Annotated in this window: 10 protein-coding genes; all 10 read left to right on the forward strand. The window is 46.8% G+C overall.

Going from position 1 to position 13393, the window contains the following annotated elements; genetic code table 11:
- Nucleotides 1-11: 11 nt before the first annotated feature.
- The 10 genes from ACTQ52_RS09930 (at nt 12) to ACTQ52_RS09975 (ending at nt 13377) form a co-directional block, all read left to right on the forward strand.
- Nucleotides 12-1640, forward strand: a complete 1629-nt coding sequence (locus ACTQ52_RS09930) for an O-antigen ligase family protein (RefSeq protein ID WP_441982510.1) — start codon at nt 12-14, stop codon at nt 1638-1640.
- Nucleotides 1641-1666: 26 nt separating this feature from the next.
- Nucleotides 1667-2779 carry a ComEC/Rec2 family competence protein gene (locus ACTQ52_RS09935; RefSeq protein WP_441982511.1) on the forward strand — a complete coding sequence of 371 codons (1113 nt, stop codon included), beginning with the start codon at nt 1667-1669 and terminating at the stop codon, nt 2777-2779.
- Between the two features lie 378 nt (nt 2780-3157).
- Nucleotides 3158-4633, forward strand: a complete 1476-nt coding sequence (locus ACTQ52_RS09940; protein WP_441982536.1) for a hypothetical protein — start codon at nt 3158-3160, stop codon at nt 4631-4633.
- A 293-nt stretch (nt 4634-4926) separates the two neighbouring features.
- On the forward strand, nt 4927-5511 hold the full coding sequence (locus tag ACTQ52_RS09945; RefSeq protein WP_441982512.1) for a hypothetical protein: 585 nt from the start codon (nt 4927-4929) through the stop codon (nt 5509-5511).
- A gap of 287 nt (nt 5512-5798) precedes the next feature.
- Nucleotides 5799-6590: a glycosyltransferase gene (locus tag ACTQ52_RS09950; RefSeq protein WP_441982513.1), complete on the forward strand. Its 792-nt coding sequence runs from the start codon at nt 5799-5801 to the stop codon at nt 6588-6590.
- Nucleotides 6571-7698: a glycosyltransferase gene (locus ACTQ52_RS09955; RefSeq protein WP_441982514.1), complete on the forward strand. Its 1128-nt coding sequence runs from the start codon at nt 6571-6573 to the stop codon at nt 7696-7698. The genes ACTQ52_RS09950 and ACTQ52_RS09955 overlap by 20 nt, the downstream gene beginning before the upstream one ends.
- Before the next feature lie 94 nt (nt 7699-7792).
- Complete coding sequence (locus ACTQ52_RS09960; RefSeq protein WP_441982515.1) at nt 7793-9082, forward strand: flippase; 1290 nt, start codon at nt 7793-7795, stop codon at nt 9080-9082.
- A gap of 71 nt (nt 9083-9153) precedes the next feature.
- Nucleotides 9154-10338 carry a hypothetical protein gene (locus ACTQ52_RS09965; RefSeq protein WP_441982516.1) on the forward strand — a complete coding sequence of 395 codons (1185 nt, stop codon included), beginning with the start codon at nt 9154-9156 and terminating at the stop codon, nt 10336-10338.
- Between the two features lie 93 nt (nt 10339-10431).
- The gene (locus ACTQ52_RS09970) at nt 10432-11805 is read left to right on the forward strand and encodes an exopolysaccharide biosynthesis polyprenyl glycosylphosphotransferase (RefSeq protein WP_441982517.1); all 1374 of its coding nucleotides are present in this window, start codon (nt 10432-10434) and stop codon (nt 11803-11805) included.
- A gap of 78 nt (nt 11806-11883) precedes the next feature.
- Nucleotides 11884-13377 carry a hypothetical protein gene (locus ACTQ52_RS09975; RefSeq protein ID WP_441982518.1) on the forward strand — a complete coding sequence of 498 codons (1494 nt, stop codon included), beginning with the start codon at nt 11884-11886 and terminating at the stop codon, nt 13375-13377.
- Nucleotides 13378-13393: the final 16 nt, after the last annotated feature.

Raw genomic sequence — 13393 nt, forward strand, 5'->3', positions numbered from 1 at the left:
GGAGCTTCTCCATGAGTAAGCAAAAGAAATCCGGAAACACGCAACACTTCAGCCGCATCACCAGCACCCTGATGACCATCTACGTGCTGTTCTACCTCTGCGTATTTCCTCTCGCAACCCATGACAAGTACTTTGATATCCTTGATTTTCGCTTCAAGCTCTACTGGATCCCGACCCTCATCTACGGCATCCTCTTCCTCGTGCTGGGTATCCTCTATCTGATTGCAGATAAACGAGAGAACGGTGGAGCTCTCACCGCGAAGCTGAAGGAGAACCTGAAGTGGAGCGTCCTGAAAACGAAACTCACGAAGACGGACATCTGCTTCATCGCCCTGATCTTCATCATGACCCTGTCTGTGCTCTTCGCGGACTACCAGTATGAAGCCCTCTGGGGCAGCCGTGGCCGCTTCAACGGCCTCGTCCTCTGGCTCATGTTTTTCATCGCGTATTGGCTGGTCACCAGATTTTATCATTTTAAGAAGTGGCACCTCTACGCTTATCTTATCGCCGCATGCCTCCCGGAAATCTGGGGAATCACCGACTTCTTCATGCTGGACCTGCGTCACTTCCATGTAGGCGGAGCTGCGGAATATATTTATACCTTTGTTTCAAGCGTTGGAAACATCAATACCTATACGAATATGGTTGCACTGCATTTCGGCGCAGCAGTTACGCTTTTTGTACTTTCAAACAGCAGGTGGGAAAAACTGCTGACCTTCGTCGCTGTTGTCATTTCGTCTTTTGCCATCGTGATGGGTATCAGTGATAACGGGCTTCTGGCAGCGGGTGCAATCTTTGCATTCCTTCCATTTGTGGCCTGGACATCACGTCAGAACATAACCCGCTTTTTTATAACGTTCAGTATTTTTGCGACGAGTGTACTTGTGACGGCATATCTGACGACGCAGCACGCGACCATCGCAGTTGCAGATGGAGGCAGCGTTCTCGTGACGATCGGAAAAACGAAGGCTTTCATGCTTCTTACAGCAGCATTATGGCTGCTCACCATGGTGATCGCCGTTCTGTTCCACAGAAAAAAATCAGCTGAACAGGAAGCAAAGACTACACGAGCTGCACGCCGAATTTGGCTAGTACTGTTTATCGTAGCTGTGGTGGCAGTGATTGCAGTTCTGGTAGATGCAAACAGTGGGCGACATCCGGAAATATGGGAAGCCTATAAGAATGTTCTTATATTCAGTGACACTTGGGGAACCGGTAGAGGCATCAACTGGCGCTTCGCCTGGGAATTCTTCACAGAAAAGTCGAGCTTTCTGGATAAGCTGATCGGCAACGGTCCGGATACCTACTACATCATCACGATGGATAACTTCAAGCATCTTATGAAGGATGCCGGATATGGTATTTTTGATTCGGCCCATAACGAATATCTGGAGTGCCTTGTGACGATCGGCGTACTGGGTACGATTGCATACATCGGCATGCTTGCGACGAGTCTTCGCCAGATGCTGAAAAACAGAAAGAATGTATATGCTGTAGCATGCGGCTTTGCGATTCTCGCGTATGCCGTGCAGGCAGTGGTGAACATCGCAATCCCGATTACGACACCGATTTTTATGATTCTTCTTTACGTAGGGATCAACAACTCTCAATCATCGAACTTTGAGAAAGGAACGTTATGAGACTTGACTGGAATTCAATGAAGACTTTGAAAAAGAAAAGAGATCGTATCACGCATGCGTGGATGCTTTGCCTCCTGATGACGACGTTGTCGCTCTTCGGCAGGATACCTGCGCAGGCAGCGCCGATCATCGATACGACCATGATCCAGACGGGCGCGATGCCTGGGGCACCAACCGTACAGACGACACCAGCACAGACTGTGACAAATGCTCAGATCGTATCCACACCAGGAAGCGGCAGTGTGCAGACGGTACAGACATCTGGAATGTCGAGTGCGTCTACCTTGATTTCGACTGGAACAAGTGGCGTCGGTGAGTTATGGATGCTGAGCAGCACAACGGGCGCACAGAATCTGAGCATCGTCATTAAAAGCCCGAACGGAAAGATCATCGTCATCGATGGTGGTTGGGAAGCCGATGCAGACAAACTGTCATCTCTGATCCTGCAGCAGGGTGGTAAGGTAGACGCATGGCTGATCACGCATCCACACGAAGATCATGTCGGCGCGCTCTGCGCGATTCTGAATGATAGCGCAAGAAAAATCAAAATTGATAAGATCTACTGCTCGCTGGCGACGCCGGACTGGTATCGTCAGGTATCGCCAACCGGTGCCGGCATCGCAGATCAGCTGCTGAGTGCATTTACGAAGTTAACGGTCGGCACGGTGACGAATAGTATCGGACGAGGAACAGAAATCAACATCGATGATGTCAACATCCGCGTGCTGAATAACCGTGGCGTGTATACCTATAACGGTGTCAACAACAGTAGCCTGGTTTATAAGATCCGTGTAAGCGGACAGTCCATCCTGATTCTTGGAGATCTCGCGTACGATGGCGGAAAAGACCTGATCAAAACCTGCACGGCGGCCGAACTGAAATCCGATATCGTACAGATGGCGCATCACGGCCAGCAGGGCGTGGACCAGGATACCTATGCACTGATCGCCCCGACCACCTGCCTCTGGCCATCCCCGGCCTGGCTCTGGAATAATGATAACGGCGGTGGTGTCGGCAGTGGCCCATGGGGCACCCTGACCACCAGGGCATGGATGGATGCCCTCGGCGTGAAGGACAACCGATCCCTGAAGGACGGCGATGTGCTCATGTACCTCGGCATGCCTTCACCGAATATGTAAAAAGTGCTTGCATTCCTGTGAAAAGCATGTATAATCGCAGACATAGGTTAATTATTAAGATTTGATTAAGAAGTACGAAAGATAGTCTTTAAGAAATTCGTAAGAATTAGTAATGACTCTGTTATATACTTTCTGACCGAATCGCAGTAAGATAACCTCGTAAATGATGAGAGAGTACGAAGCAAGTACTTCCTCCGCGGAACCAAGTAAGAAAAGGACTTGCAAGGTCACACGCTTAGAGGTATAATCTCACCGTAACTGAGCCTACAGGCTCGAAAAGAAAAAAAGGAGAGTGCATTTATTATGAAGAAGCAGACAAAGGTAATGGCAACACTTTCTACTGCAGCACTTCTTGCTCTTGGTTTTTCAGCCGTTTCCATGGCAGCTGGTTGGGATAACTCAACAGGCGCTTGGAGATATCTGAACAACGATGGTACAGAGGTTGTTGACGAGTGGAAGTCCGCAAACGGCAATTGGTTCTATCTTGATAGCGACGGAGTTATGGCTACCGATAAGCTGATCGAGGATGAGTCCGGTTCCAAGACAAAGTACTATTATGTTGACCAGTACGGCGCTATGGTTAAGAACACCTGGAAGGCTGTAGCTATGGACGACGATGATAATACTGATCTCGACGCTGAGTACTGGTGGTACTACTTCGGTAACGATGGTAAGGCTTACACCACCGATTCCGATAAGGCTCTTAGCAAGTCTAAGATTAAGACCATCAACGGCCTTAAGTATGCTTTCGATTCCGAGGGCCACATGCTTTACGGCTGGACTGAAGCTGATAACCACACTCAGAACGATGATGATAAGCAGCTTTGGCAGACCGCTAAGTACTACTTCAACGGCTGGAACGATGGTCACGCTCAGACTGGTTGGGCTCAGATCAACGTTGAGAAGGAAGACGGCGATACCGAGGATTACTGGTTCTACTTCAACGGCGACGGTGAGAAGCAGGCTGGCAAGCGCAAGAAGATCAACGGCGTTTACTATGTATTCGCTGAGGATGGTCACATGGTTGATGAGTGGACCATTGAGACTGTGAATGCTTCTGGAAGCAAGGTATGGGGCAATAACTTCACTACTACTTCGAACGCAGCATCCATTTCTTATGTAAATGGTGACGGTGCTCAGAGAAAGAATACTTGGATCTGGGCTATTCCGGCTGAGGATTGGATCCCTGAGGATTACGATGATGATGAGTACAGCTGGTTCTATGCTGGTAAGGATGGCAAGCTTACTGTTGGTGAGGTAAAGAAGATCAACGGTAAGAAGTATGCATTCGACAGCAAGGGCCGTATGCAGACTGGCTTCGTTGTTGTTGATTCAAACAACAATGTAGGCGCTCAGTATGATCACGATAAGTTCTCTCGTGAGCAGTGGATTGATAACAACCTTCAGAACATCAAGTATTTCTCTTCTGATGAGGAGAAGGATGGCGCGATGAAGACTGGTTACCAGAACATCGAGCTTGAGGACGATACTTATCAGTTCTATTTCCAGAAGGATGGTAAGGCTCTGACTAAGTATGATTCTAAGATCAAGAAGTTCACGATCGCTGGTCTCGTACTGAAGCCAACTGCTGATGATGACAACAACTATGCAGCTGTAACCGCTACTAAGGTTGGTGATGATCTTATCCCATCTGAGATCACAACTAATTACAATGATATGACAGAAGGCATGTATCTTGTTAATAAGCAGGGTACTATTGTAAAGGGTAAGACTGTCAAGGATGAGAATGATCAGTATTACTTAACTAATGGCGATGGTACTATTGCAAAGATGGCTAGAGACAAGGATCAGTATAAGAGCCTTGTTGATAACAAGGTTTGGGTTAAGGACTAATTCTTGACCAGACATTCTTTGAAAAGAATCCATGAAAGGACCCGGGGAGAAATCCCCGGGTTCTTTTTATATTGCGGTAGAGTGCTTCAGAAGAACTTCATTTTTATTTGTTCTTCCCCTCTGAATTTGAAGTATTCGTGAACTTTTTCAGAAGTCTCTTTGCTTTGCGTGAGAATGATGATAAGATAGGCAACGTTATAGAGTTGAAAAAGAAATAGAATGATTGCAACATTGGTTCGAAACGAATCCGTGCATTCTTTCACTGAATAATTTGAATCAGGAGATGGAGTATTATGAGGAATCTTAGAAGATGGATGATGATGGGCATCGCTGCCCTTGCTACAGTTTCTGTGTCCGCATGTAAGCCGACGTATGAAGCACCAGTGGATGACCCGATTATGACCACGGCACCAGCGGATGCTCCGTATGAGTTGGACTTTGACCAGCTGAATGATGATGTCATCGATTCGTTTTCGAAGACACATGTTGTATTTCCGTTTGTAAAATCGATGGAAATCAGCGGAAATAATGATACGAAAAATATCGAAGTAGAGATCGATATTCAGGAAGGTGTAGCTGATGAGGCTGTACAGGTACTGCTTTCCGATGTAACGAAGAAAATCGATAATAACGCCTATATTCAGGATTTCCGTATTAAGAAGGCGGATGACTCGCAGTTTGGTTCTGTCTATGATATTTACAGCTACACTTATAAGGTGACCTGTGGCGATACGACACTTTATGACACGACGATTAATGCTGGAGAATCTATCCCACTGGATCCGAGCGTCGATGGAAATAAGATTATGGATGCACTTGAGCAGCAGGAACAAGCGATGTCTCAGTCAGATGCGGAAACGACGACATCAAACGGCTGATACTATACTGACCATAGTTGGAAAAGGTCTTTCTGGGGAACCCCATGAGAGGCCTTTTTAAGTGGTCTTTTCTGAGTACTTGATAGAAATTAATAACCCTCAGCAACGTAGCAGCTTCTCGCATCGAGATTTTTCTATGGATGCTCTCAAGCCGTTGGTTATGCACCTTCCGTTTTTGTGCGGCGCTATGGCGCAGTATTTGAAGAGCTATGGTGATTTATTCCGTAATATGCTAATATAAAATTTATGTTGTGATTCTGTGTATTTAAAGATGGGTTCGATGAGCGATGATTTCTGTGCTGATGAGCGTATATAAAAAAGAAAATCCGACCTTCCTGAAGGCTTCATTGGATAGTATATATGCTCAGACCCTGAAAGCGGATGAGATTATTCTGGTTGAGGATGGCGAAATTCCACCTGCGTTAGAAGAGGTGATTTCGCAGTATTCGGATCTTCATGTCGTCAAACTGGAGAAAAATCTTCAGCTTGGAAGAGCGCTGGAGGCTGGACTGAAGACCTGTCATTATGACCTGGTTGCGCGGATGGATACGGATGATATTATGATGCCGGATCGGCTTGAAAAGCAATATCAGTTTATGATAGAGCATTCGGAGATCACGGTCTGTGGCGGCGATATCGCAGAGTTTATGGATGAAGACGTGATTCTTCGAGAGAAACATATGCCTACATCGCCGCAGGACCTGTATAGATATGGTAAGAAACGAAATCCGCTTAATCATATGACGGTGATGTTCCGTAAGTCTGCGATCGAAGCAGTCGGCGGTTATCGACACTTTCCTGGACTCGAGGACTATGATTTATGGAGTCGTCTCCTCGCGAATGGATATCAGATTGCGAACATACCAGAAGTTCTGGTGAAAGCGAGAATCGGTGATCGCTTCGCAAGTAGAAGAGGCGGGTGGGCGTATTTTAAACGCTATCTGCAGCTTCGAAAGGAACAGCATCGAATCGGCTATTTGGATACGAAAGAATACATCGTGGCGTGTGTCCTGACCTTTGGAATGACCGTGATGCCCGAGAAATTGAGAGAGAAAGCGTATGCAGTGCTGCGAAAATGATAAATTACTGACCATTGTAGTACCATCCTACAATGCCTCGAAATATCTGGATTTTAACCTTCAGTCTTTTCTATGCCCATCGGAGCCGGAAAAACTGGAGGTAATTATCGTGGATGATGGCTCAACGGATGACACCGCCCGTATCGCAGATGCGTATCATGAGAAGTATCCGGATACCGTTAAAGTTGTCCATAAGGAAAACGGTGGTCATGGATCCGGGATTAATGCGGGTCTTCGTGCTGCGACGGGAAAATACTTTAAGGTGGTTGATGCGGACGACTGGGTGGACCATGAAGCACTCGAAAAGCTGCTGGACTATATAGCATCTTTTGATGCCGCGAATGCTGATACTGATAGTGATATTGATGCTGCTCAGGTTCAAGCGGATGTTAAAGCTCGGGCTCGGGATAAGGCTGTATCTTGTCCAGATGTTATCTACAATAATTACTACTGGCGTTTGACAGATGAAGCGAAGTCGCCAGATGCGTATGAACGTAAGACAGAGTTCACAGAGCCTTTTTCGGGCGTGGAATACCGAAAGGTGTATGACTTTGAATCTATCGCGGATCGGTGCTATGTAAAGATGCATAACATGACGATTCGTACAGATATCTTACGGGAGCATCAGATCCATATCGATGAGAGCTGCTACTATGTGGATATGGAGTATATCCTCTACCCGGTGCCATATGTCGAGACGATCGCATTTCTGCCGGAGTTTCTGTATCAGTATCAGATCGGTCGTCAGGGCCAGAGCATGGATCCGGCGAAGATGCAGCGAAATGCAACACAGTATGATCATGTGCTGGCTTCAATCTATGCTTATTATGATGCGCACTGCAGAGAAATTAAGCAACCGAATAGAAAGAAGTACATCGATCGTCTGATTTCCCGCTTTTATGCGAGCCGTATAAAAATTCTGCTCAGTATGCCGGACGCATCGAGACGAAAGAACGAATTCATAACGATGGAAGAGGTGCTGTATCGAGATTATCCCGATATCTATGCGGCGAATGTAAATAAGCCGATTCGATTGCTTAGAGGTAGCAAGTATGTGCTGTACCCGCTTGCCGTCACGATGATGCAGTTTAGCTCCAGGATTTCGTGATGTTAAAATAAAACTCGAATTCCGATAGGACCTGATAAAGCACAAATCACATGATACTAATTGTGTTCGCTATGTTTGATGATAAAGGATGCTAATGAAGAAACGGAAGAAGGACAGCCTTCCACTTAATTTTATACTGAACAGTCTGGTGGCATTCTTTTCGATGCTATTTCCGATTCTGAGCTTCCCTTACGCCTCTAGAATCCTGCATCCGGAATATGTCGGCAGAGTCAGCTTTGCGGAGAGCATCGTCGCCTACTTCCTTCTGTTTTCGCAGATGGGAATGCCGACCTATGGAACACGGGAAATCGCAAAGGTACGTTCAGATCGGAATCAACTGATCCAGCTGACATCACAGCTTTTTCTCATCAACTTTTCGATGGCGATCTGCTCCTATCTCGTGCTGATCCTGGCCAGCTGCCTGGTGCCGAGACTTCATGAAGATCAGTGGCTCTATCTCGTTATGGGCCTCGCACTGTTTATGAATGCCATGAGCATGGAGTGGCTGTATAAGGGACTGGAAGAGTATGGCGCTCTTGCGAAGCGTTCGTTTGGACTGAAGATTCTATCCCTGATGTCGATTTTTCTCCTGATTCATAAGCAGGAGGATTATCTCATATATGGATTCCTCTACATGCTTGCCGCCTACGGCGCCGGCATATTAAACTTCCGTGCCGCGTACCGTGACCTCTTAAGAGGCTATCTTCATTTAGATGCAGTAAAATCCGATATCAAGGAAGCATTTCAAAAACACCTGTCGCATATAGCGGTATTCTTCGCGATGACATGCGCAACGACGATCTATACACACCTGGATACGGTGATGGTAGGCGCGATGTCCGGCAATACAGAGCTCGGATACTATAACGCCGCAGTGAAGATCAAAACACTTCTCGTAGCGATCACGACGAGTCTCGGCATCGTGCTGGTGCCACGCATCACAAATTGCATCATGGAACGAAAGGCAGAAGCACTTCGGCGGTATATACGCATCACATTTTTATTTACAGCTTCTTTTTCACTTTTAAGCCTTGCCTTTTTCGAGTGCTTCGCGACGGAATCTATCCTGCTGCTTTCAGGACAGGAGTTTATGCCCGCCGTACCAGCCATGAAGGTCATCATGCTTACGGTACCGCTGATCGGATTCTCCAGTCTGACCGGACTGGAAATCCTGGTGCCTTTTCATAAGGAAAAAATCGTACTATATTCAGAAGTGTTTGGTGCAGTGATTGATTTCGTGATCAATCTGTGGCTGATCCCGATCTATGGTTCGGTCGGCGCTGCCGTGGGTACGGTCATCGCAGAACTTGGTGTGCTCGCGTTCCAGACGATCTATATCCAGATCAGACGTAAAGACTTTCGGCTGGACGATAATCAAACGTAAAAAATTCAGCTGGACGATCGAATGTAAAGGTTTTCCGGGCATAAAGAATTTCAGATGGAGGATAAAAATACATGACGACGATCATCGGATGTGTCCGAAAGAACGAAAAGTGGATTACCCTGAGCTATTATGTGCTCTATAGTATCCTTTATCTGAGTGCCCTCGTGGGAACCACGACCTTTATGGACTGGGAAGGCGTGCCACACGTACGGAATCTGTTCTATATGGGTGCTACCGCAGGTATGCTTGTACTGTGGGTGCTGGGCATCATACTGCAGGAAAACTGGAAGGTCAATGCTGCAAAAGCGGTCATACTGCTGATCGGCATCCTTCAGTTTGCCATCGGTGGTGGATCCTCACTGATTCTGATTCTGACGATTCTGATCGGCGCGACCGATCGTAAATCTGCCGATATCATACTGAAGGAATCTCTGATCATCGGAGTCGCTGTGATCATCATCGCGTATCTCGCATCGATGAACGGTTACATCGAGTATAAGGTCTCAACAGATGGCCGGCACTCATTTGGCTTTACATACTATTCTCACTTTTCGGATAAGCTCCTATATCTCTATATGATGTTTCGCTGCGTATATCGCAAGCGCCTGTCTATAGTTGGATACGCACTCTCCATTCTGATGGTATATCTGGATTTTAGATATACCCACGCAAGAACGGTGACGATCTGCTTCGTTCTTTTCCTGGCTCTGTGTGGTATATATGATCTGATCAGCTATGTCCGCGAAAAACACGGAAATATAGAAGGAAACGCGCTTAAAATCATAGGTTCTCTCGTGTCTGCGGCCTACGTAGTCGCAAGTATGGTTTCGTTTTGCGGTATATATCTATATAGGCTGATGAAGAATATGGAGATTCCTGATGAATTAGGTACATTTATAGCGCGACTCCAATTCTCTAGCGAAGCGATGGAACAGTATGGGTGTACGCTGTTTGGACAAGTGATTTATGAAAGTTTGACTGTGAACCCTTACTTTTATCTGGACAATGCCTATATCCGACTTTTCTTCATTACGGGTGCAGCGACGATAATTTTCTTCGTGGCTTATATGACCTGGATGATGTGGCATGCGTTCTCTGAGAAACGGTATATTCTGTTCTTTGCACTTCTGGTGGCTGCGATCGGCGGAATCAGTGAGACTTATACGATCAATTTCTACTATAATATGTTTGCGATTCTGGCGTTTGCACGCCTCGGCTGCATAGGCACGATCCCGGAACGAGAAAAGACTATATAGACGTCATGGAATCGTGTAGAATAGTGGAGCACAAACAGCGAAGCCGAAAGAAATAGAGTGTATGTGTTGTATATACAGATTGAGTGATTTTAGATGATGACGAGAAAAGAGAAAATCAAAAAGATATTAAAGCTGAGCTATACGGCGCTGAGTCTCGTGATTGCGTTCTGCACCGCGGATGCTATCTGGTACTGGAATGTGGCACCAGGATGGAGTCAGGGATTCTTCGGGACGGAAACACTGCTGATGGTCGGTATACTGTTCTGCATCGTGTACTTTTTCTTTGCGAAGATGTATGACGCACATAAAATTGGTTTATATCGTTTGCAAGAGCTGGCCTTCTCACAGATGCTGGCATATGGCATCAGTGATGGCGTTCTGTTCATCGCGGCCTTCTTCTGGTTCCATAATTTTCAGCGGATTCGTATTCGCTTATTCCTTCTCGCATTTGCTCTTCAGTTGCTCCTCATACTTATCAACACGTTTCTGTTTAACCGTCTGTATGCGCACTTCGATGAACCTCGAAAAATCATGATTCTTTATGGCTCGGAGGATTATAAGCGCCTCCTCGTGAAGATACAGGAAAAAAAACAGCGCTACCAGGTGCTGGCATGTATGAATGAATCAGAGGATACATCCGCGATCTTCGAGACACTTGCGAAGTGTAAGGATATTTATCTCTGTGATGTGCGAGATGAAGTGAAGGACCGGGTGATCCTGTTCTGCAATGCACATCAGAAGGATATTCATATCTCGATGGACATCGGCGACCTGCTGATCCTCGGGGATGAGGTGTCGCACTCCTTTGATACACCTTTTTTGAGAAATAAAAAGACACCGGTGGCCTGGTACTATCCGTTTTTGAAGCGCTTTTCAGATATTGTGATCTCCATGACAGCGATTCTCCTGCTGTCACCGATCATGATCATCACTGCGCTCAGCATCAAGCTCTACGATCGTGGGCCGGTTTTCTATAAGCAGACCAGACTGACGAAGGATGGCCGCCGCTTTGAGATTATCAAATTCCGAAGCATGAAGATGGATGCCGAGAAAAATGGCGCGCAGCTCTCCACAGTGCATGATGATCGAATCACACCGGTTGGAAAGATCATTCGGAAGCTTCGCATCGATGAGCTGCCACAGCTCTTTAATATCCTGAAAAACGATATGGCGGTGGTAGGACCACGCCCGGAGCGTCCGGAAATCGCAGCGCAGTATGAACAGGATATACCAGAGTTTCCTCTCCGCTTGCAGGTGAAGGCTGGCCTTACGGGGTATGCCCAGGTCTATGGAAAATACAACACGACACCGCTGGATAAGCTGAAGCTGGACCTGATCTATATCGCTCAGCGCTCCGTCCTTTTCGACCTTCGGATACTCTTCTATACGATTAAAATCATTTTTATCCCGGAGAGTACAGAAGGGATCCCGGATGGACAGAGCACTGCGGCTATAGAAACGAAGTGATGTTTTTTTACCAGTTCATGCTTTTTTACGAGCATTCTATGCTAGAATAAAAAGATAATGAATAAGAAGGAGAGCTAAATGGACCAGTATCAGAGTGTGAATTTCCAGGATGACGACGAGAGCGAGATCAGTCTGCTCGATTTACTATATCATATCCTTCGCCGGTGGCGCTCGATCCTACTTTTCGCGATGCTGTTTTGCGTACTGCTCGGTGGATTTAAGCTGGTGAAGGGTATCCGTACATTAGGAAGTGCCGACTTAAAGGACGAGCAGAAAAACTACGAGAGTCAGCTTGAAGGATATACGATCAGTAAAGAACACCTCGAGAACCAGGTTAAGGAGCTCACAGAGGCTATTCAGGATAAAGAAGATTATTATGATCACTCGGTGCTGATGAAGCTTGATCCGAAGCAGGCCTATAAGGGTACCGTGACGTTTGTCGTGACGGACGCAGGTGAAGTGCCTTCTGCAGAGGCAAATCGAGATCTGAGCCTTGCGATCGATCGTAAGATGAACAGCGTGCTCGGTTCATATGTCGCTCTGATTCAGAATGGAACGATCCTTCGGGATGTACAGAACGGACTGTCATCGAAGCTGGATCAGAAGTACCTCGCAGAGCTGATTTATACGCAGGTGGATTATCAGTCTAAGCTGCTTCACATCACGGTGGTTGGAGATGATAAACAGCAGGTGCAATCCATCAGTGACGCCATCGTGCAGGGACTTCAGAACGCGAGTGTACAGATGAATGCGAGCGTGGCTGCACATCGCCTAGAACTCCTCTCGTCGTTTGTAGGAAATGATGCGGATACGAGTATTCCGATCGGCATGATACCAGAAGCTGGAGCGAATACGAGTGATGTGAGCTACCAGACGAGCATCGAAGACATCCAGAAGAGCTATACGAGCTCCATTACGGATATGCAGAATCAGCTCTTAGACTGTAACAATCAGCTGAGCGAACTGGAGGAGCCAGAGCCGCCAGTTGGAGCCTCTCGTGCATCGGTGCTGAAGGAGGGCATAAAGTATGGCATCATCGGTTTCATCACCGGAGCATTCGTTCTGGCATTTGTCTATGCTTTACAGTATCTGTTATGCGGCAAGCTGATGGACAGCGACGAATTAAATGATCGTTACGGAATTTTGCTTTTAGGCGATTACTATGCGCCGCTGCATGCCCACACAAACAGGATTGATCGCTGGATTGACCGGATGAGCGGTATCACAGAAGATAAACGATCAGCGGAAAGTGTATATGCGCTGAGTGCAGCAAATATCATGGCTCAGGTCGACGCAGAGAAGAATCCGAAGCTTCTGCTCATGGGAAATGCGAAGTCAGAAGATTTCGACGCAGCAGCTACCGTACTCTCTAAGAAGCTGTGCTCGAGCGGCATCGATGTGATCGCGGCAGGAAATGTAAACGAAAGCGCATCGGCCATCGAGAAGCTGCAGCAGGCCGAGCAGGTCGTCCTGATCGAGCAGCGTGGTGCTTCACGGCAGCAGGATATCCAGAAAGAGCTTCTGATCCTTCGTAAGCTGGAAAAGAAAATCATCGGCGCGATCGTTCTATAACAGAGAAGGAGACTCG

The organism is Oribacterium sp. Sow4_G1_1 (genome assembly GCF_052116105.1).
GTDB lineage: Bacteria > Bacillota > Clostridia > Lachnospirales > Lachnospiraceae > Oribacterium.

Bases quoted from the DNA above. Each gene is read 5' to 3' on its own strand.
- ACTQ52_RS09930 (WP_441982510.1), top strand. From the start codon at position 12: ATGAGTAAGCAAAAGAAATCCGGAAACACGCAACACTTCAGCCGCATC.
- ACTQ52_RS09940 (WP_441982536.1), top strand. From the start codon at position 3,158: ATGGCAGCTGGTTGGGATAACTCAACAGGCGCTTGGAGATATCTGAAC.
- ACTQ52_RS09945 (WP_441982512.1), top strand. From the start codon at position 4,927: ATGAGGAATCTTAGAAGATGGATGATGATGGGCATCGCTGCCCTTGCT.
- ACTQ52_RS09950 (WP_441982513.1), top strand. From the start codon at position 5,799: ATGATTTCTGTGCTGATGAGCGTATATAAAAAAGAAAATCCGACCTTC.
- ACTQ52_RS09955 (WP_441982514.1), top strand. From the start codon at position 6,571: ATGCAGTGCTGCGAAAATGATAAATTACTGACCATTGTAGTACCATCC.
- ACTQ52_RS09960 (WP_441982515.1), top strand. From the start codon at position 7,793: ATGAAGAAACGGAAGAAGGACAGCCTTCCACTTAATTTTATACTGAAC.
- ACTQ52_RS09965 (WP_441982516.1), top strand. From the start codon at position 9,154: ATGACGACGATCATCGGATGTGTCCGAAAGAACGAAAAGTGGATTACC.
- ACTQ52_RS09970 (WP_441982517.1), top strand. From the start codon at position 10,432: ATGATGACGAGAAAAGAGAAAATCAAAAAGATATTAAAGCTGAGCTAT.
- ACTQ52_RS09975 (WP_441982518.1), top strand. From the start codon at position 11,884: ATGGACCAGTATCAGAGTGTGAATTTCCAGGATGACGACGAGAGCGAG.